The organism is Wenyingzhuangia sp. 2_MG-2023 (assembly GCF_030548295.1).
Lineage (GTDB): Bacteria > Bacteroidota > Bacteroidia > Flavobacteriales > Flavobacteriaceae > Wenyingzhuangia.
Window position 1 is genome coordinate 257495 of record NZ_JAUOSB010000002.1, and the last position, 21034, is coordinate 278528.

General features: G+C 32.4%; 23 protein-coding genes and 1 tRNA gene. 11 read left to right on the forward strand and 13 right to left on the reverse strand.

The features are described from left to right. Positions 1–30 precede the first annotated feature (30 nt). The 10 genes from Q4548_RS04575 to Q4548_RS04620 form a co-directional block, all read right to left on the reverse strand. The gene (locus Q4548_RS04575) at positions 31–387 is read right to left on the reverse strand and encodes a DUF3127 domain-containing protein (protein ID WP_303452021.1); all 357 of its coding nucleotides are present in this window, start codon (positions 385–387) and stop codon (positions 31–33) included. A gap of 106 nt (positions 388–493) precedes the next feature. Continuing rightward, positions 494–685 carry a crAss001_48 related protein gene (locus Q4548_RS04580; protein ID WP_303452023.1) on the reverse strand — a complete coding sequence of 64 codons (192 nt, stop codon included), beginning with the start codon at positions 683–685 and terminating at the stop codon, positions 494–496. 21 nt (positions 686–706) lie between these two features. Further along, positions 707–1174, reverse strand: coding sequence for a DUF4494 domain-containing protein (locus Q4548_RS04585; RefSeq protein ID WP_303452025.1), 468 nt, complete (start codon positions 1172–1174; stop codon positions 707–709). Positions 1175–1191: 17 nt separating this feature from the next. Next, positions 1192–1326, reverse strand: coding sequence for a hypothetical protein (locus tag Q4548_RS04590; protein WP_303452027.1), 135 nt, complete (start codon positions 1324–1326; stop codon positions 1192–1194). A 3-nt stretch (positions 1327–1329) separates the two neighbouring features. Next, positions 1330–3417, reverse strand: coding sequence for a DNA translocase FtsK (locus tag Q4548_RS04595; RefSeq protein ID WP_303452029.1), 2088 nt, complete (start codon positions 3415–3417; stop codon positions 1330–1332). 2 nt (positions 3418–3419) lie between these two features. Beyond that, entirely contained in the window at positions 3420–4118 is a 699-nt protein-coding gene (locus Q4548_RS04600; RefSeq protein ID WP_303452031.1) for a RecT family recombinase, read from the reverse strand. Beyond that, on the reverse strand, positions 4111–4308 hold the full coding sequence (locus tag Q4548_RS04605) for a hypothetical protein (protein WP_303452033.1): 198 nt from the start codon (positions 4306–4308) through the stop codon (positions 4111–4113). Before Q4548_RS04605 ends, Q4548_RS04600 begins: the two co-directional genes overlap by 8 nt. Next, entirely contained in the window at positions 4298–4606 is a 309-nt protein-coding gene (locus Q4548_RS04610) for a helix-turn-helix domain-containing protein (RefSeq protein ID WP_303452035.1), read from the reverse strand. Before Q4548_RS04610 ends, Q4548_RS04605 begins: the two co-directional genes overlap by 11 nt. 71 nt (positions 4607–4677) lie before the next feature. Then, entirely contained in the window at positions 4678–4941 is a 264-nt protein-coding gene (locus Q4548_RS04615; protein WP_303452037.1) for a hypothetical protein, read from the reverse strand. A gap of 15 nt (positions 4942–4956) precedes the next feature. Then, positions 4957–5328 (reverse strand): hypothetical protein, encoded by a 372-nt coding sequence (locus Q4548_RS04620; protein ID WP_303452039.1) that lies wholly within the window; start codon positions 5326–5328, stop codon positions 4957–4959. Positions 5329–5392: 64 nt separating this feature from the next. Between Q4548_RS04620 and Q4548_RS04625 the strand changes: the two genes are divergently transcribed. Continuing rightward, complete coding sequence (locus Q4548_RS04625; RefSeq protein WP_303452041.1) at positions 5393–5779, forward strand: DNA-binding transcriptional regulator; 387 nt, start codon at positions 5393–5395, stop codon at positions 5777–5779. Positions 5780–6165: 386 nt separating this feature from the next. On the opposite strand, the gene Q4548_RS04630 is transcribed toward Q4548_RS04625, so the two are convergent. Next, a tRNA-Gln gene (locus Q4548_RS04630) sits at positions 6166–6236 on the reverse strand. Positions 6237–6462: 226 nt separating this feature from the next. Between Q4548_RS04630 and Q4548_RS04635 the strand changes: the two genes are divergently transcribed. Next, the gene (locus Q4548_RS04635) at positions 6463–9537 is read left to right on the forward strand and encodes a DUF2723 domain-containing protein (RefSeq protein ID WP_303452043.1); all 3075 of its coding nucleotides are present in this window, start codon (positions 6463–6465) and stop codon (positions 9535–9537) included. Positions 9538–9545: 8 nt separating this feature from the next. Then, positions 9546–10175, forward strand: coding sequence for a polysaccharide deacetylase family protein (locus tag Q4548_RS04640; protein ID WP_303452045.1), 630 nt, complete (start codon positions 9546–9548; stop codon positions 10173–10175). Here Q4548_RS04640 and Q4548_RS04645 read toward each other — a convergent pair. Continuing rightward, entirely contained in the window at positions 10172–10471 is a 300-nt protein-coding gene (locus Q4548_RS04645; RefSeq protein WP_303452047.1) for a co-chaperone YbbN, read from the reverse strand. The two genes, Q4548_RS04640 and Q4548_RS04645, sit on opposite strands and share 4 nt — an antisense overlap. Positions 10472–10697: 226 nt before the next feature. On the opposite strand from Q4548_RS04645, the gene polA reads away from it, so the two are divergent. Continuing rightward, a complete protein-coding gene (polA, locus tag Q4548_RS04650; RefSeq protein WP_303452048.1) occupies positions 10698–13502 on the forward strand; it encodes a DNA polymerase I in 2805 nt (934 codons plus the stop codon). 91 nt (positions 13503–13593) lie between these two features. On the opposite strand, the gene Q4548_RS04655 is transcribed toward polA, so the two are convergent. Next, positions 13594–15030 (reverse strand): hypothetical protein, encoded by a 1437-nt coding sequence (locus Q4548_RS04655; RefSeq protein ID WP_303452049.1) that lies wholly within the window; start codon positions 15028–15030, stop codon positions 13594–13596. Between the two features lie 131 nt (positions 15031–15161). On the opposite strand from Q4548_RS04655, the gene Q4548_RS04660 reads away from it, so the two are divergent. The 7 genes from Q4548_RS04660 to pyrH all read left to right on the forward strand — a co-directional run bounded on the left by Q4548_RS04660 (position 15162) and on the right by pyrH (position 21031). After that, the gene (locus Q4548_RS04660) at positions 15162–15887 is read left to right on the forward strand and encodes a LytTR family DNA-binding domain-containing protein (RefSeq protein ID WP_303452050.1); all 726 of its coding nucleotides are present in this window, start codon (positions 15162–15164) and stop codon (positions 15885–15887) included. A 5-nt stretch (positions 15888–15892) separates the two neighbouring features. After that, positions 15893–17356: a sensor histidine kinase gene (locus Q4548_RS04665; RefSeq protein WP_303452051.1), complete on the forward strand. Its 1464-nt coding sequence runs from the start codon at positions 15893–15895 to the stop codon at positions 17354–17356. 89 nt (positions 17357–17445) lie between these two features. Further along, positions 17446–17901 carry a 50S ribosomal protein L13 gene (rplM, locus tag Q4548_RS04670; protein WP_303452052.1) on the forward strand — a complete coding sequence of 152 codons (456 nt, stop codon included), beginning with the start codon at positions 17446–17448 and terminating at the stop codon, positions 17899–17901. Position 17902: 1 nt separating this feature from the next. After that, entirely contained in the window at positions 17903–18289 is a 387-nt protein-coding gene (rpsI, locus tag Q4548_RS04675) for a 30S ribosomal protein S9 (protein WP_303452053.1), read from the forward strand. 109 nt (positions 18290–18398) lie between these two features. Beyond that, complete coding sequence (rpsB, locus tag Q4548_RS04680; RefSeq protein ID WP_303452054.1) at positions 18399–19139, forward strand: 30S ribosomal protein S2; 741 nt, start codon at positions 18399–18401, stop codon at positions 19137–19139. A gap of 84 nt (positions 19140–19223) precedes the next feature. Beyond that, positions 19224–20189, forward strand: a complete 966-nt coding sequence (tsf, locus tag Q4548_RS04685) for a translation elongation factor Ts (protein WP_303452055.1) — start codon at positions 19224–19226, stop codon at positions 20187–20189. A 131-nt stretch (positions 20190–20320) separates the two neighbouring features. Beyond that, positions 20321–21031, forward strand: coding sequence for a UMP kinase (pyrH, locus tag Q4548_RS04690; protein WP_303452057.1), 711 nt, complete (start codon positions 20321–20323; stop codon positions 21029–21031). Positions 21032–21034 lie beyond the last annotated feature (3 nt).

Sequence of the window (21034 nt, forward strand, 5' to 3'; positions counted from 1 at the left end):
TATTGTGTTTTTGTAGTGATTAAATTTTGTTTAAAACGGTAAATCGTCTGGTTCTTCGTTTTGGGCTACAGAAGTGTTTTGAGCCGTTGCTTTTCTATCAATAGCTGACAGAGGTGTTGTTTCTATTCTCCAACCTGTAATAGAGTTGAAGTATTTAGCAATTCCTTCTGGATTAATCCATTCTCGACCTCGTAAATTGATAGATATAGTTACCTCTTGGCCTAGTTTGTAATTATCTAAGATATCGCATTTGTCTTGTACGAACTCGATTAAGAGCATTTGAGGGTATTGATCATCAGTAGTCAATACTAATTCTCTTTTTCTGAATCCGCTTACTCCAAACGTCTGTGTGTCGCTTATGAGTTTTATTGTTCCTGTTACTTGCATAAAGTTTTGATTTAAACAGTGGTTAAAACTGTTTAGCTATATTTAAATACTGTGTTTCGACTTTCCAGATTTAATGAGCTTGTTTATAACCACTGTTTTTTGTTGATTAAAGCCTTTCTAGTCTTTCGGTAAGACATTTTAGATAGGTTTCCATTGCTGAACTTTGGATTTTTAATAAAGTCTTTTGATCCTTGTCTACTTTATTGAAATTGCCTGTTCCTATAAATCCATTTAACTTAGATAGCTTATCTTTAAGTTCTGCTTGTTCGGCTTCTAGCCTTTGTTTAAAATCACTCATTGTGTATTGTTTTTGTGGTTTTTACTCTTTTTTTGTAGGCTCCTCAAAATCTACTTCTTCTATATCTTCATCAAAGAATGGGAATATGTCTATAATTGGGCTTTCTGTAATACTTGGAATTGAGTAATCAGAAACGGTGTCCTCAAATTGTTCTTGAATCCACTCATAAGCATCTTTAACATCTAAAGCTTGTGCTAAAACAAAAGAGTTCTGTCTTTTTTCTAGTCCTTTATCTTCGTCTAAAACAACTAAAGAAACTTTTGCTTTAAACCAACGATCTCCGTGTTCGCTTGGGAATATTTCTGAAAAGTTAGCGGGTTTTATTCTTGTAATTTTAAATCCTTCTGAAAGATATTTCCCCATTTCTTCATTAGCTCTTGCTTCTGCTTCTGTATGCGTTAAGGCATCAAATAAATAAGGCTGATTGAAGGTTTTAATTTTTTCGTTGTCGTCAATTTTAGAATATTTGACTTTTACTTCGTACCACATAAATGTTTGTTTTTGGATTAATTAATATGTTTGTAGTGATTGATGTCTTTTACAGCACCTTTAAGCAAGTGCTTTGCGTAGGCAATACTTGTGGCATCTATACTAATTTTTATAAATGCGTTGTTGATGTTGTAAAAAACAAAAGTCTTCATTTGTTACTCTGGTTTAAAGAATGATTGAAATCTGGTTACTGATAGTAGTTCTGGTGACTTAATTAAGCCGTCACCTCTACCTTGTAGTAGTTCTGCTCCACCTTCGTCTATAACCACTTTAGAATCTACTTCTTTAGGTACTCTGTAGCATATTTGTACAGGAAAGTTTGCTTTGGCATCTCCATTAATAACTTTTACGGATGCTCTTTGTGTTGCTGCATGAATTCTAAACCCTAGTGATCTACCTTTTTGTAATAAAACTTGCAAGTTTTCTTCTAGTGATTTTTTAGTATCAACATGAACTCTTTTGTATTTTGGTTTACCATTTTTATACTCGCCTACTATTTGATTTTCGTAAACTTTTAAAGCGTTTCCTTTTTTGGAATTAGCAACTGCATCGGCAAACTCGTCAAAAATGATAACCTTAAATTTCTTATATCCGCTTTGAGTTCTTTCTTTCATTTCATCAACCAACAATTCCATCATTGCTTCAATATCTTCTATGTCTTCTATTACTTCTATTCCTGGAGTGTTCTTGTATTTAGAAAATTCGTTTTTAGGATCAAGAATAACAATGTCTTTGATTCCTGCTAACAACATATATTCTATTTGTGAAAATATACCTGCTGATTTACCAGAACCAGTGGCTCCACAAGTAATTACATGAGGTGTTGAATGATTTTTTAAATCCCAAAAGATTAAGTTTCCTAAATTATCTAGTCCTATAGGTATTTTGTATTCCGATAGGTATTTAGGATCCCAAAACAGGTCTGCATTTCTTTTTTTAGGTACTTCTATACTTACAAAAGATTCATTCTCGTGTACTACTAAATCTGATTGAATTCTAACATTTGAAACATCTAAAGCGTTGGCGATGTCTAATTTGTATTTTTTAACACTTGCTATGTTAGTACCCATAGAAGTTCTTAGTAAGAAGGTGTCATAAGCATATCCTTCTATTTTATGAGCTGTTTCTACTAAGGTGTTGAATGTTTTTAATAGGTATTCAATTTTTGCTTCTTTAGTCATGTTTTTGTCTTTTAAATCAAATCGTATAAAGTTGTTTGCTTGATCTCTGAATTTTTTAATTACTGTAGGAGATACATTGGTAATAGAAGAGTCTCTAATTTTTTTAAGTCTTTTCCCTATTACCTCTTTTTTATCGTCTGGAATTTCAATAAAATCATCAACTTCAGCTATCATGGTTTTAGCCCAAAAAGCATGTAGTTCAGCTTTGTCTACATAGTTATCGTCTTCATTCATTAAATACACGTAGTCTGGATCTTGAACCGCTTGTATCATTCTTCTTAATGGCTCGTACAATAATGCTTCAAATAACTTGATGTTGTTTTTATCTAATGGTATTTTAAAACACACTAATTGAGGTCCTCCACCTCTGTTTTTAGATGCTTTATTTTCAACAAACCAAACTTCATCAGCCTTAATGCCAAATACTTCAAATAGTAAATTGTAGTAAGTAACTGCTTGTTTACCAACCGACAAAGCAATTTCGTCTTCGTTGGAATATTTGCTTTTAGATTTATGATCTACAATAACAATCTTTCCGTCACTTGTTTTTAATACTAAATCTATAATTCCAGAAAAAGGAATAGGGATATCAACTCCGTTGATAATTAAGAATTCCTTCAAGTAGGTTTCTACGTATAGAATTTCCACAAAGTCATAAATAGATACTTCTTTAATAAAGTATGATAAAAGAGCATTTACATCTTTGGTTGCTTTTTCTATACATTTATCTATCGTTGGGGTGGTTGCTTGTAATTTCCAATCGTTAGCGGGTACAGATTCTATGAAATTGTAAGCTGTTGTTTGTAAGTCAACAATATCTGTATCTATGTTTAATTTTTTTTCATCAAAATAAAACTTCAATGCTTCGTGATAGGCTTTACCTGCTATGTTTGAAGCGGAACTTTTAAAAGGCATACGATATATGTATGTCATTTCAAAAGCTTTTTCGTTTCTAGCGAATGCGGTTACTTTTGAATAGCTACAGCTATCTATCAGAAAATTACTAAAGTGATTTTCTGATTGCTCTGGAGTTAGATTTCTAAATTGATTCTGTCTACTCATAATTACGGCATTTCTGTTACTTCTATAGTTTTCTTATCTCTTAAATCATCCTTTTTCTGCTGCCCTGTATCTACGTTGGATGTTGACTCTTGGTTTACAGGAACTGCTATACCGCTAGAGGTATTGAAGTCATATTCAGAATGTAGATTACTCATACCAAACGCTTTTTTTAACGCATGTGATTCAGCTACTTTTTTAATCATATCCGCATCATGACTTTTCCAAACGAAAGAACCTTTGTTGTAAGTAGCGAAATCAGCCCATTCAATTGTTGGTTCACCGTCTTTTCTAAAAGCAATAGCATAAGCTCCTATTATAGCTCCTCTTTTAGATCTTGATTCGGTAATGTTGTGAGTTATCTTGTTGTTGGCGACATCTAGGTTAAAAACATCTTTCTCACAAACCTCAGAACTTCTAATACCATTATACTGTGGTGACCTTTGGGCTTTGGTTAAAAACCCGTCACGTCCAGTTATTATAATAATGTTGTTTTTATTGTCTTTGTAGCACCAAATTTCCTTATTAAATGGATTAAGGTCTACAGATTTACATACGCTTAGGAAATAACCCAGTTCTACTCCATTAGTTCCTTTAGCGACTGTGTTTTGAATTACTGCAACTTCCTCAATAGAGTATTTAAAAGCTTTTGCAATATCTACCTGTCTTTCGGTAGCTATAATCATGTTTTTGTTATTACTCATTTTTACAATAGGTTTTAATGTTTGCTAATTGCTTGGTATGCTTTGCTGTTTCTTTAGTAGTGAACCAAAAAGTCTTATTTTCAGAATCAATAAAAATCTCATTACAAAGTCTATATTCTGTAGTAGGGTTTAATTCTGTATACCCTTTAGCTACTAGTCCAATAGCTTTCTTGTTTAGTTTATTCGTCATCACCGTTTATAAAATTTAAAATTTCACTTCCTTTAATTAACCAAGATCTACCGTTTCTAGTACCAATCAACACGTTGTCTAAAACATACTTAGATATAGTTCTTTGGCTTTTATCTAAAAGGCACGAAGCTTCTTGAGTATTATAAAATGTATTAGGCTTTATAGAGTCTATAGAAATATCTGTATCTCTATTTATTTTAAGTCTAGTTCTTACAGGTTTTGAGTCTTCTGTAAGCTCAATTATCTTCTGTGCAACCTTTTCTGCAAAATCATCTGGTAGTTTTATTGTTATATCCATTGAATTGAAGTGTTTGTTTTAAAACCGCCCCACCTACCCCTAAGCAGGACGGAAATTGCTATGAAAAAGCTCTAATTATTTACGTTTTCACTAAAAGAAAACCCCGTTTCTAGTAGTATTTTTCTTTTGTGTTCGGTTTGCTTAAAAATCCATTTCTGAGCGTAAGAAATCATAGTATCAAGTTGATCCTCTGGGATTTTCCATTTAGATTGAAACCATCTATTAAGTACGTGACCGTAAGACAGTTTACATTCATCTGCAACAAACTGAACGAATTCTCCTTTGTTATCGATTTGCGAGTAAAGTCTTTTTAGGTTGCTTAGTTTTGAATTCATATTATTTTTGTATTATTAAAATTCTCCTTTAGTTCCGTGCTCCTTATAAAAGGCAGCCGCACCACTGTCGGATGTTTTAGTTTTAGAAGCTTTTCTTTTTTTGTAGATATAAACATATAATGCCTTAAATCCTTTTGGTTGCCCGCTTATTGACTCAGATTCCCAAGAATCACGCTCTTGATAGTGAGACAACCTTATTTCTGTATGGTATAGATCTTTATTGAATTCTAGTATCTTATTTCCAAAATCTTTCAATGTAAAGTACTCAACACCATTGATAAACAAGTTCTTACCTATAAGCAATTGTTTATTTTTTGTTAAATCTTCTCTTAATTTTAGCATAGGAAACATAGCTGATGTATATTTGTACATATAGGAAGCAAACATACATACATTTTGTATGTGTTGCAACTTTTTAGTATAGTTTTTTAAACCCCCTAATACAAAAAATATGGATTTTACTAATATTGGAATAAAGAAAATACGGTTAAAGACCAAGTTGACACAAGGAGAGTTTGCTGAGTCAATAAATGTTTCCGTGCCTAGTGTTCAAAAATGGGAATCTGGGGATAGATTCCCTAATAGAAGCACCGCGAAAAAAATAAAAGAAGTATATAGTGATGTTATTAGTCAAATAGAAAAAGAAAGCATACAGTCTCCTGGTGTTTTGGATGCTAAAGCAGAGGAGAGTTTGAAAGAGATAAAAGAAGCTTTGTCTAATATTCCAGACAATCTAGTTTTGGGATATATAATGGATAATTACGAAAGGTTTAAGGGTAATATGTCGTTTAGAATGTTAACAGAGTATCATTCTAATCAAATGAAGTCAGAAGATTAACTCTATTTGATTTCAATAGCCTGCTCTCATATAGCTTTGCACGTATTTTATTTTCTTCATAAATTTCCATTTCTGGAGTTACGACAGCTACAATGGTTACCTCTATTTTTTTTAAAGAATTATTTTTTTTTGATTTCATTTTTTAAGTTGTAAGATTAATAAAAAAAATGCTGCCGTGTACGGTCAACAAAGAAGCCAACTTAAAACAATTTTACGTATTCTACAAAGTGTAATTTAAAAAAAAACTAAAACAAAACAGGTAGTTGATTAAAATCAACTACCTGTTTTGTTTTTTTTAAAGCAAGTATTACTGTGCAGATACTGTGCAAGTTAGAGTGTTTAAAAAGAAAAACCCCTAATAATCAGTCGATTAAAAGGGGTTGAAGTTGTCCCACAAGGACTCGAACCTTGAATGACGGTACCAAAAACCGGAGTGTTACCATTACACCATGGGACAGTGCGTTAGCGGTTGCAAATATACAGCACATCTACAATTCTGCAAAATTTTTTTCAAAAAAAAATCGTTTTTTTTTACACGTTTGTTTCTAACAATTGAATATCAACAAACTACTTTACAAAACACCATAACAATCTCATAAAACATAGAACATTTTTAACCATTTAGACATACAGCATTTATATTTAATTAAATTTGTGACTAAAATTTAGCCTTTAGTCTTCAGATGAAAGAAAACACATATCAAAAATGGAACATAATCCTTGGATGGATTGTTTTTATCGCTTCTTTAATAACGTACACACTTACTTTAGAACCCACTGTTAGTTTTTGGGATTGTGGGGAATACATTTCAACTTCTGTGAAGCTAGAAGTAGGTCACCCACCAGGTGCTCCTTTATTTCAAATGCTGGGTGCCTTTTTTGCCATGTTTAGCGGTTCTAGTAGTAATGTTGCTTATATGGTAAACTTTATGTCTGGATTGGCAAGTGCCTTTACCATTCTATTCATGTTTTGGTCTTTGACGAATCTGATCAAAAGAGTAGCTATCAAAGACAGCGAACTAACCACAAACAAAGGAATTGCTATTTTAGGTAGTGCTTTTGTAGGAAGTTTGACATATACTTTTTCTGATAGTTTTTGGTTTAGTGCTGTAGAAGCAGAAGTGTATGCCATGTCTTCTTTTTTAATGGCTTTGTTGTTTTGGCTAGGTTTGAAATGGGAAAAATCCTTTTCTGAACCTCGTGGAAACAAATGGTTGATTTTAATTTCTTTGGTTATTGGTCTTTCTTTTGGAGTGCATATTTTATCTCTTTTGGTAATTCCTTCTATCGTTTTTATCTACCTAAACCATTATTATAAAAAATACACAATCAAAAATTTCATCATTGCCAATGTGATTGCAATTGGTACCTTGATTTTTATCTTCAAGTTCCTTTTTCCATTTACCTTAAAATTCTTTAGTGCTTCTGAGTTGTTTTTCATCAACAACTTAGGGTTGCCTTTCCATACAGGAACAATCATTGCTGGAATTATTATTATTGTTGCTTTTTATTTTGGATTGAACTACACCAGAAATCACAAACAATACTTAGCCAACACTGCTCTTTTATCCATCTTATTTGTAATGATTGGTTTTTCTTGTTGGCTGATGCTTCCTATTAGAGCAAATACAAACACAACTATTAATGAAAATAATCCCTCATCCGCAAGAGAACTTTTAGCGTATTACAATCGTGAACAGTACGGGGATTCTAATATTTTTTACGATACTTATTACTCTTCTAAATACGACAGACAACCCGCTTTGGATGCTAATGGAGAACCTATAATGGAAGATGTAGAACCAAAATATGAAATGGACAAAGAGAGTGGTAAGTACATTATTGTAAACGACTACAAAAAAGTACGAGAAAAAACCTCTGACAAACACAAAGGTTTTATTCCTAGAATGGTAATGCCATCTTCTGAGCCTTATTACAAATCCATTGCCGGAATCCCTTCTAAAAGTCAAGAAAAACCAACATTTGCTCAAAACATTACCTTTATGGTAAAATACCAATTTGGGTACATGTATTTTAGATACTTGTTTTGGAATTTTATCGGAAAACAAAATGATGAACAAGGGAGAATGGATCCTTTTAACGGAAATTGGCTGTCTGGAATCAAACCACTTGACCAATTTATGTTAGATCTTCCTCAAGACAATTTACCAACCGAAGTAAAAGAAAACAAAGGAAGAAATTTATATTACGGAATTCCTTTCTTATTAGGTATGATTGGTTTGTTTTACCAATCTAGCAAAGACAAAAGAAACTTTTACAATCTATTATTGTTCTTTGCTTTTACAGGGTTTGCAATTATATTTTACACCAACCCTAGACCTTTTGAGCCTAGAGAACGAGATTATGCTATTGTAGGATCTTTTTACATTTTTGCCATGTGGGTCGGTTTTGGAGTTTATGCTATTTTTGAAAAAATAGACAGCCTAAAATCATCCAAAGCAATTGCTGTAGCCATTCCTACTATTTGCCTTTTGGCCTCTCCTATTCTAATGGCTTCTCAAAACTGGGACGATCATGACAGATCTAACAAATACACTGCTTATTTTAACGCAAAAGCCTATTTAGATTCCTGTGATAAAAATGCCATCTTATTTACTATTGGTGATAACGACACCTTTCCTCTTTGGTACATGCAAGAAGTAGAAGGCTATAGAACAGACATTAAAATCATCAATACAAGTTTGTTAGCTACAGATTGGTACATTGATCAAATGAAGCGAAAAACTTATGATGCCGCACCTATTCCATCACAATTAACACACGAACAATATCGATTTGGAACTTTGGACGTAGCCTACCATACCGGACAAGTAAAAGACCGATGGGACATTCACAACTTTATGAAATGGATCAGTGTTTCTAACAAAAAAACATACATTGAAATTTCTGAAGGAAAATACGAGAAGTTTTATCCTACCAACAAATTAAGATTGACTGTAGACAAACAAGCTGTATTGAAAAACGGAATTGTAAAACAAAAAGATGCTGATTTGATTGTTGACTATATGGATTTAGATGTTGACGATAGAGGTTTGACAAAAAACAGAATTTTAATGTTGGATATTTTAGCCAACAACAACTGGGAAAGACCTATTTATTTTACAGGAGGATCTAATGCTGACGAAGAATATTTATGGCTAAAAGATCACTTGCAATTAGACGGATTGGCTTTTCAACTGGTTCCTATAAAAACCGAAAATAAATACGGAATTTTAGGAATGGGTAGAGTTGACACTGACAAACTTTACGCTCAAATTAAAAACTGGGATTTTGGTCACCACGGAGAAGACTTTTATTTAGACCCAGAATCTAGAAAAAACTCTATTTCTTATAGAAATAATATTTCTAGATTGGTAGAAGCTCTTATAAACGAAGGAAAGCTAGACAAGGCAGAAGAAATGTTAGACCTTAGTTACGAAAAAATGCCTATCGAAAAATACGAGCAATACGGTGTATGTTTAGGTTTTCCTGAGCAATACTACTTACTTAATAAGCCTGAAAAAGCTCAAAAAGCAGCAGATGTACTCATCAATATTTTTCAAGAAAAATTAATTTATTTCAGCAAATTAAACAGTTCAAACATCAATTATTTGTTTGATGAAATTGAAACTGAATTTAAACTATATCAAACCATAGCAGCCGATATTAATAAATACGAAAAAGACGAAACATACAAGAAAAAAGTGGAAGATGAATTTATTGCACATATCAAGTTATTTGAAGATATGATGAACTAATCTCCACCATGAGAACGTATCCTATTAAAATTCCAAAACTACTCAAATCCATTTTTCACAAATGGATTTGGGCTTTTAACACCACTAGTAAAGAAGTATACCTTACATTTGACGATGGTCCAATTCCTGAAATAACACCTTGGGTTGTGCAACTGTTAGCACAATACAACGCCAAAGCTACTTTTTTTTGTATTGGAGACAACATCCAAAAACATCCTGATGTTTTTAAACTTTTGCTTGACAGCCATCACAAAATTGGCAATCATACATTCAACCACCTAAAAGGATGGGGATGCAAACCAAATAAATACATTGATAATATTTTAAAAGCAGAAAAATTCATACCAGAAACTAGCTCTAAATTGTTTAGACCTCCTTATGGAAAAATCACTTTAGAACAATCCAAATCTCTGAGAACTCTTGGCTATAAAATTGTGATGTGGGAAATACTAAGTGCTGATTTTGACACAAAAATAACTACTGAAGAATGTACTGAAAATGTATTAAAAAATATACAAAATGGAAGCATCATCGTTTTTCACGACAGCAAAAAAGCTTTTCCTAGACTAAAAGAAACACTCCCTAAGGTCTTAGCTAAATTGCACAAAAAAGGATATCAATTTAAAACTATTGGTTAAACATACTGCTGTACCAAACTAATCAATGTATTGGCATCTTGCTCTCCAGAATGTCTCCATTTCATTTCTCCATTTTTGTAGATCACAAAAGTAGGATTTGCCTTAACCTTCAAAGCGCTGGCTAAAATTTCATTTTTCTGAATGTCAATTTTAATGACTTTTGCTTTGTCTCCCAAAGCAGCAACCACGTCTTTTAAAACCATTCCAGTCGGCTCTTCTTCTTCATCACTCCATTGAGCATAAAAATCGATTAAAACGGGAATGTCAACCTTGATCAAATCACCAAACTTAGTCATATGTAATTATTTTAAAATTCACTACATCAAACTGTTATTCTCTTGTAATGACTCCTTTTTCAATGCAATATAACTTTTTTTCGAATTATACAAAAAAACAGAACTATATTTTTACGTATTTCATCTGATTTCTTAACAAAGAAGATCAAAAACCAACGAAAACAAACACTGCTCGTTTCAATTTCATCACTTTTTGCCTACATTTACGCTACATTAAATTTCACTCATGGCTTCACAAAAAAGACTGTTTTTACTGGATGCATTTGCCTTAATTTTTAGAGGGTATTACGCTTTGATAAAAAACCCAAGAATCAACTCCAAAGGAATGGATACTTCGGCTATTTTAGGTTTTACCAATTCTTTATTAGACGTTATCAAAAGAGAAAAACCAGAATTGCTAGCCGTTGCTTTTGACAAAGGAGGCTCCGTTTCTAGAACAGAATCTTTTGAAGCTTACAAAGCCAACAGACAAGAAACACCCGAAGCTATCAAAATAGCGATTCCTTACATTCATGAAATTTTGAATGCTATGAATATCCCCATCATAGAAAAAGAAGGGTTTGAAGCAGATGACTTGATTGGAACCATTGCCAAACAAGCCGAAAAAGAAGGTTGTCAGGTGTATATGGTAACTCCAGACAAAGATTACGCTCAGTTGGTTTCTGAAAATATTTTTATGTACAAACCCGCACGAATGGGGAACGGGATTGAAATCTGGGATTTAGAAAAAGTAAAAGAAAAATTTGAGGTAGAAAATCCGCTACAAGTAATTGACTACCTAGGAATGATGGGAGATGCTGCAGACAACATACCTGGACTTCCAGGAGTTGGAGACAAAACAGCAAAAAAATTCATCAAACAATACGGTTCTATGGAAAACCTTTTGGCAAATACTCATGAGCTAAAAGGTAAAATGAAAGAAAAAATTGAAGACAATAAAGAATTAGGAATATTATCCAAACAACTTGCAACCATTATTTTAGACTGCCCTGTAACCTATCACGAAGAGGATTACACTTTATGCAAACCTAATATAGAGCAAACAACCAAAATATTTCAAGAATTAGAATTTAGAAGAATTGCAGATGCGGTCAACAAATTATTTGACATGACTCCTTCTACAGAAGTTACACAACAAGCTCCCAAAGAAACTGTGGCTGCCAACACAACAGACAGTCAATTAGATTTGTTTGGAAATCCCGATGCCAACACCACTACATCTTCTTTTGGATACAAAACCATTGCCAGCAATAAACCTATTTATCAATATTTAAATACTACAATTGCAAGACAACTATTCATCAAAAAATTATCAAAACAAACCAAAGTTGCTTTTGAAATAATTACAGAAAGAGAAAATTTTGTAGACACTATTATTGGGTTTGGTTTTTCTTACGAAGCTACCACAGGTTACTACATTCCTATTTCAGAAAATAAAAATGAAATTTTAAATGATTTGAGACCTTTTTTTGAAAGTGAAGTCATTGAAAAGGTTGCATACGATCTAAAAAGCAATATCAAATATTTGGCTCATTACAACATTCAATTGAAAGGCCCTATTTTTGACATTAGTCTTGCTCATTACTTGTTGCATCCAGACATGAGACACCAATTAGATGTACTGTCTGAAACTTATTTAAAATACGAAGTTACACATCAAGATAACGTGATTGGAAAAGGAAGAAACAAGTTAAAATTAGTAGATGTTGATTTGAACATCACCACACCTTATTGTTGTGAACAATCTGATGTTTGTTTGCAATTAGAAAGTTTATTTAGAAAAGAATTGAATCAGAACAATCTTGAAAACTTATACGATCGCATTGAACTCCCTTTACTAAAAGTACTAGCTACTATGGAATTAGAAGGAATCAATTTAGATGTTGATTATTTAAAAAATCTATCTATAGACCTTACTAGTGACATATTAACTTTAGAAAGAGACATTCATTCCTTAGCTGGAGAAGAATTCAACATTGCATCCCCTAAACAATTAGGAATTGTATTGTTTGAAAACTTGAAATTAATTGAAAAACCAAAAAAAACCAAAACGGGTCAGTATGCTACAGGAGAAGATATTTTAAGCAAATTGGCAACAGACCATGAAATAGTTGCTAAAATATTAGAATATAGAGGATTGGTAAAGTTGAAAAATACGTATGTAGATTCGCTACCTAACGAAGTACACCCAATTACAAAAAGAGTACACACCACCTACAGTCAAGCAACTGCTGCTACAGGTAGATTGAGTTCTAACAATCCAAACTTACAAAACATTCCTATCCGAACCGAAAGAGGAAAACAAATTCGTAAAGCATTCATCAAAAGAAACGAAGATTACGTGCTTTTTGCTGCCGATTATTCTCAAATAGAATTGCGTTTGATTGCTGAATTGAGTAAAGACCCTGAAATGCTAGCTTCTTTTCAAAACGGAGATGACATTCACAAATCTACTGCTGCCAAAGTTTTTGGAGTTCCTTTAGAAGAGGTAACCCGTGAACAACGTAGTCAAGCCAAAACGGTGAATTTTGGAATTATATATGGTGTTTCTGCCTTTGGGTTGAGCCAACAAACCAATTTGAGCAGAAAAGAATCTAAAGAATTGATAGATACCTATTACGAAACGTATCCTACTTTAAAAAAATACATGGCCAATCAGGTAACTTTTGCTAAAGAAAATGGCTATGTAAAAACACTATTAGACAGACGTAGATATTTAAAAAACATCAACTCTGCCAATGCTATTGTTCGTTCTGCTGATGAACGAAATGCTGTAAATGCTCCAATACAAGGAACTGCTGCCGACATTATTAAAATAGCCATGATTGACATTCAACAAGCATTAGAAGAAGGAAACTACAAAAGTAAAATGTTGCTACAAGTACATGATGAATTGGTGTTTGACATGCACAAAGAAGAAATTGACACGCTAAAACCATTAATTGTTTCTAAAATGGAAAATGCATATAAATTAAGTGTCCCTCTAGTAGTTGATACTGACATGGGAGACAATTGGTTAGATGCTCACTAACATCTCTTAGGCACTAAGCCATAAAGTGTGTAAGTTTTAAAAACAGGGTTTAAAATGTTCTAACCCTGTTTTTTTTATAATTCTAAAAAAGTTAATTAACAATTATTTTAGATCGCTGTATTTTTCCTTCTGAATTTTTAGCCATCAAGATATACACTCCTTTTTTAAGGTTTTCATTAGCTATTTGTTGCCCTAATGCATTAAACACATGAATTTCAACGTTTTCTAGGTTAGCAACTACCTTTCTTTTAACAATCTCAAACACCAATTTTTCTACGTTATGTTCTGTTGTAGAAAGTGTTAGTAAATCATTTTTATACACCCTAACATGACCTGAATTAATACCTCCTCCATCGTTATAAGAACCTCCAACAGCAACAATAGCACCATTATCGCTTAAAGCAATAGAAGACCCAAAATCATCTTTACTAGCTTCTCCAACAATTGTTGACGATATTTGATTCCAAGAGTTATTTTCTAGATTATAAATTTGAGCAATTCCTCTACTTGCACCAAACTCACCCCTACCACTAGAACCAACAGCCAATGCTGTACCATCAGTATTCAAACTTACAGACCTCCCAAAATTTATACTCTCAACCTTACCTGTTAAATCATTACCAACCTGTACCCAATCATTAGATTCATACTTATAAACTCTAGCAAAACCTGCTTCTATATTACCACCTACCTCACTATACGGCGAACCAAAAGCAATCATATTACCATCACCACTTATTGTAACTGAAGATCCAAAATAACCTTGTTCATCAACTCCTATGATTGAATTTCCTTTCATTGACCAAACTCCTGATATATTTTGAAAAACCATTACCCTTCCATCTTCTGTTCCATCATTATCACCATTATACAGATTGTTACCAACAATTAAAACATCACCAACATCATTAAACTCTAAAGATTCACCATTTAAAAAATTCCTCTCACCATTAAGATGAATTTCATGCGCTAAATTCCAATCAACTCCTGTAAAATAATAGATATTAATCGTATTACTCAGACAGGTTGCTACAATAGAACCGTTTGCGTTTAATGCTATATCAGAGCCAATACTACCACCAATTCCATTACCATTAATAGTACTTCCAAACTGAACCCAACTGTCATTTGAATTTATATACACTTTTATTTCTCCATTATCGGAATTATTCACCAAAGCATCTGCACCTGGTATTCCAACCGCAAGCACATTTCCATTCTTAGACAAGTCTATTCCACTCCCAAAATAATCTCCTATAGCCTCTCCGTTTAAATCGCCGCCTATTTGTTGCCATGTATCATTAACATTTTTAAAGACCTTAACTTTTCCAGAGGTACCTCCATTAACATCATTATCAGGAGCACTTATAGCCACTATGCTTCCATCTCCAGAGATAGACAATTGGTCAGAATTCGCTGAATAATCATAGGCTGCATCCCCATCAATATCATTACCAACTTGTGCCCATTGAGCAAAATTTTGTTGACTAATAAATAGTATAATTATTACAAGTAATTTTGTTTTCATAGTTTTATATTTAATTAGGACTATAAAAATATTTTTATAAATATAAAGCCGCAAAGTATATTGTATAGATGGCACTATAAAGTGTATAATTGAATATTACGATACACTCATAAAAAAGGTATCTTAGAAAAATGATTAAATGTATTGTAATTGATGATGAGCCTAACGCTATAGAAAACCTTGTGATTGAATTGGAAATACACAAAACCATTCACATTTTAAAAACATTTCTTAACGCCAAAGAAGCATTAAATTACCTGAACAACAACATTGTTGATTTGGTGTTTTTAGATATTGAAATGCCTTTTATGAATGGGTTTCAATTACTACAAGAAGTAGACCTTCAAAACTTTGACATTGTAATAACAACCGCCTATAACAATTATGCTATTAAAGCATTTAAACACAATGCTATAGATTATTTGTTAAAACCCATAAATAGCGAAGAACTAGCTGTTACGGTTGAAAAAATAAATTCAAAATTTTTAACTTCTCAAAAAAACGCAAGCTCTATACTTCTTGCTCTTAATGAGCTTGCTAGTCCTAAAAAAATAGCTTTTAAAAACAACGGTAAATTGATGTTTTTTGAGCCAAATGAAATTAGTCATGTTATTTCTGACGGAAATTATTCTAAAGTGTTTCTTTCCAATAAAGAAACACTTTATTTAACTAAAAAAATAAAAGAAATCGAAGAGTTATTGCCCAATCACCTTTTTTTAAGGGTTCATAATTCTTACATCATAAATATTCAAAAAATTAAAAGTTTTGTTGTGGCTGATAATTTTATCATTTTAAAAAACAATATCAATATCCCTGTATCCAAAACCTATAAAAGCATTTTATTAACCAAAATATAGGGCATATGGAAACCTGTTTTATTACACTATTTACATCTCCACACCAAAACGGTTTTCTTTTATTTATTTTAGGAGTTATCTTTATTTTAAGTCTTTATCACTTCCTTTTATACTTCCAACAAAAAAACAAGTCCTATTTATATTATTCTTTATATACTTTTTTATTGCTTATTGCCTATGTTATCTATCCAGAAAACAGTTTCATAAATATTATTCCACCAAAAGGAATTTCATTTTTAAAACTCACACATCAATTTTGGGTATGGATATACAATATCATTTACTTTTATTTTGTACTGTATTTTTTAAACTTCCAAAAACACTATCCCAAGCAAAATAAAATTTTATTAATGCTACTCATTAGTTTGTTTTTCATTGGAATCGCTTTATTTACCTATACCGTTATTACCCATACAAACGAATTACTAAACTTTATTTATACAACATATTACACCAAAATAATTGTACTTATCACTCTTTGGGGTTTTTATTTAACTGCTAAAGTAAAAGAAGACACCAAATATTATATTTTATGTGGATGTTCATTTTTATTTATAGGATCTCTATTTGCCATTTTAATTATTGATTTTGGAGCATTAACAAATACAGCTACTGTTGGTTTTTTTATATTTTATATTGGAATACTGTTAGAAAACCTGTGTTTTTCTTTAGCACTAGGTTTAAAACAAAAACTAATGGCTTTGGAAAAAAGCAATACACAAAACAAATTGATTTTAAAGCTAGAGGAAAATAAACTGTTGAAAAAAATTGCCTACGATGAACTTAGAGAAAAAATAAAAGTATTAGACAAACAAATTAAACTCCAAAAAGAAGTTGAAAGTTTAAAACTCACCGCATTAAAAAGTCAAATAAAACCACATTTTATTTTCAATGCTTTAAACTCTATAAAATTATATATCAACAAAAACGATACTAATAAAGCCAGTAAATACTTAGATCGTTTTGCCAGATTGATTAGAAAGATACTAGAAGTTTCTTCCTTAGATTATATCTCTTTAGAAGAAGAATTAGAAATTATACAACTTTATATTGATATTGAAAACACTAGATTAACAACACCTGTACACACAAATATATCAATAGATTCGTCAATCAACTCAACACAAATAAAAGTTCCTTCTTTAATACTTCAACCTTTTGTAGAAAATGCTATTTGGCACGGATTGGCTACCAAAGAAGGTGATAAACAAATTGATATTTATATTACAGCTACAAATAATTCCATAAAAATTAAGATTGATGATAATGGTATTGGCAGAAAAAAAAGCAAAGAATTACAAGAAGGAAAAATTACACAAAACAAATCATTAGGCATTAAACTTATTCAAGATAGATTATACAACCTATACGGTACACCAAATACTATAGAAATAGTTGATTTAGCTGATAATCAAAACAAACCTAAAGGAACAACAGTCAATATAAAACTAAATAAACACAAAAAATAAATTGCTAAATAAATAATAATTAATACTTTTGCAATCCCTTGGAGAATCCAAGAAGAATTATTGTTTAATTATTACAAAAACTGGTGTAAATGAACACATTAAGTTACAAAACAGTATCAGCTAACAAAGCGACTGCTGACAAGCAGTGGGTACTAGTTGATGCGGACGGACAAACATTGGGTCGTTTAGCTTCTATCGTTGCAAAATTGATTAGAGGTAAGTACAAACCAAGTTACACTCCTCACGTAGATTGTGGAGACAACGTTGTTATTATCAACGCTGAAAAAATTCAATTATCTGGAAAAAAATGGTCTGACAAGGCTTATATCCGTCACACAGGATATCCAGGAGGTCAAAGAAGTTTATCTGCAACAGAAATGTTTGAGAAAGATCCTACAAGATTGATCGAAAAGGCAGTAAAAGGAATGTTACCTAAAAACAAATTAGGAAGCGCTCTTTACAGAAACTTATATGTTTATGCTGGTGTTGAGCACGCTCAAGAAGCACAACAACCAACAGCTATTAACTTAAACGACCTATTATAATATGGAAACTATTCACAAAATTGGTAGACGTAAAACTGCCGTAGCAAGAGTATATGTTTCTGAAGGTACAGGAAACATGACTATCAATGGTAGAGAATTAGCAAAATACTTTACTACAGGAACATTACAATACAAAGCAAAACAAGCATTGTTATTGACTGAAAATTTAGAATCTTTTGACATTACAGTAAATGTATTTGGAGGTGGTGTAACAGGACAAGCAGAAGCGATCCGTTTGGCTATTTCTAGAGCATTGTGTGCATTAGACCCTGAAAATAGATTGATCTTAAAACCAGAAGGATTGTTAACTCGTGACCCTAGAATGGTTGAACGTAAGAAATTTGGTCAGAAGAAAGCACGTAAGAAGTTCCAATTCTCGAAACGTTAATCTTACACATTTATTTAAAATTAAAATTAATCGATTGTTTAGCAAAAATAGTAGAGACTTCTACACAGAACTACTCCGCTATTGCTAACATCTAAACAATATCCATATTATGGCAAATATTCAAGAATTATTAGAAGCTGGTGTACACTTTGGACACTTAACTAGAAAGTGGAATCCAAGTATGGCTCCTTACATCTACACAGAACGTAATGGAGTACACATCATTGATTTGTACAAAACTTCAGCTAAAATTGACGAAGCATCTGTTGCTTTAGAAAAAATTGCTGCATCAGGAAGAAAAATCTTATTTGTTGCAACAAAAAAACAAGCAAAAGACATCGTTTCTGAAAAAGCAGCGGCTGTAAACATGCCTTACATCACTGAAAGATGGCCTGGGGGAATGTTGACTAACTTTGTAACTATCCGTAAGGCAGTTAAAAAAATGTCTCAAATTGATAGAATGAAGACTGACGGTTCTTTTGATGCATTGTCAAAAAGAGAAAAGTTACAAATCGATCGTCAACGTGCTAAATTAGAAAAGAACTTAGGTTCTATCTCTGACATGACACGTTTGCCAGGAGCTTTGTTCATTATTGATGTTAAAAAAGAACACATTGCTGTTGCAGAAGCTAAGAAATTAAACATTCCTGTTTTTGCTATGGTAGATACAAACTCTGATCCTAGTGATATTGATTTTGTAATCCCGTCTAACGATGATGCTTCTAAATCTATCGATAAAATCTTAACCTTAACTACTGAAGCTGTAGCTAAAGGGTTGAGCGAAAGAAAATCAGGTAAAGAAGAAGTTGTAGCTCCTACAACTGTAGCTCCTGTAGAAGAAGCAAAATAATCACACAAATTTAACATGCAACGGTACAAAACTTTTATAATTTTGTACCGTTCATTTTTTTAAAAATAATTAAAACACAATACTATGGCAGATATTAAGGCAGCTGACGTGATGAAACTAAGAAAATCATCAGGAGCTGGAATGATGGACTGTAAAAAAGCTTTGATTGAAGCTGAAGGAGATTTTGACAAAGCAGTTGACGTATTACGTAAGAGAGGGCAAAAAATGGCTGCAAAGAGAGCTGACCGTGAGTCTAGCGAAGGTGCTGCTATTGCTGTTGTAAACGAAGACAAAACTGCAGGAGTTTCTATCGTATTAGGATGTGAAACTGATTTTGTTGGTAAAAACGATGATTTTGTTGCTTTGGCTAAAAAATTAGCTGTACATGCATTGAACTTTAAAACAAAAGAAGAATTTTTAGCTTCTGAGTTTGAGGGTGTTTCTGTTGCAGAGAAATTAGTTGAGCAAACTGGTGTTGTAGGTGAAAAATTAGAAATCAATGATTTCTCTAGAGTTGAGGCTCCTTTTGTTGGATCTTACATTCACGTTGGAAACAAAATTGCTTCTTTAGTTGGTTTGTCTAAAGCATTTGACAAAGCAGATGAATTGTCTAGAGATGTTGCAATGCAAGTTGCTTCTATGGGTGCTACCACACTATCTTACAAAGACTTTGAACCTTCATTTGTAGCTGCTGAAACCGAAGCTAGAATTGCTGTTATCGAAAAAGATAATATTGAGTTAGGAAGATTGGGTAAAACATTGAAAAATGTTCCTCAATACATTTCTATGTCTCAATTGACTGAGGAAGTTTTAGCAAAAGCAGAAGCTGATGCAAAAGCCGAGTTGGCTGCAGAAGGTAAACCAGAAAAAATTTGGGATAGAATTTTGCCAGGAAAAATTGAAAGATTTATTTCTGACAATACTACTTTAGATCAAGAACAATGTTTATTGGATCAAAACTTTATCAAAGACGAAAAGAAAACTGTTGCAGATTACGTTTCTTCTTTTGATGTAGAAGTAACTAGCTTCTCAAGAGTAACACTAGGATAATTTTCCTTATAAAATATCAAAAACCTCTCAATAACTTGAGAGGTTTTTTTTGGAATAAAAACAAGAAACAAACCTAGCAAAGTATAAATATTCATCTAAAATTTTATATTTGCACTACCTAATCAATAACTATGCAATACAAAAGAATACTTTTAAAATTAAGTGGAGAAGCTTTAATGGGAGACAATCAATATGGTATTGATCCTAAACGTTTAGAAGAATATGCCGAAGAGGTAAAAGCTGCCGTAGATACCGGATTAGAAATTGCAATTGTTATAGGAGGAGGAAACATTTTTAGAGGAATTTCTGGTGCTGCACAAGGAATGGATCGTGTGCAAGGAGATTATATGGGAATGTTAGCAACTTGTATCAACGGAATGGCATTACAAAGTGCTATTGAAGCTCAAGGAGTTCCAACAAGGCTATTAACTGCCATCAAAATGGAAGAAATTGCTGAACCATTTATCAAGCGTAGAGCTGTAAGACACTTGGAAAAAGGAAGAGTGGTTATTTTTGGTGCTGGAACAGGAAATCCTTATTTTACAACAGATACTGCTTCTGTTTTAAGAGCTATAGAAATACAGGCTGATGTTATTTTAAAAGGAACTCGTGTAGATGGAATCTACTCTGCAGATCCTGAAAAAGACCCGACTGCAACAAAATTTGACACCATCACTTACAAAGATGTGTTGAGCAAAGGTTTGAAAATTATGGATTCTACAGCTTTTACCTTAAGTGAAGAAAATAATTTACCTATTTTAGTTTTTGATATGAATACGAAAGGAAATCTTCAAAAATTAATTACAGGAGAGAACATAGGAACAATAGTTACAGATAAATAATAT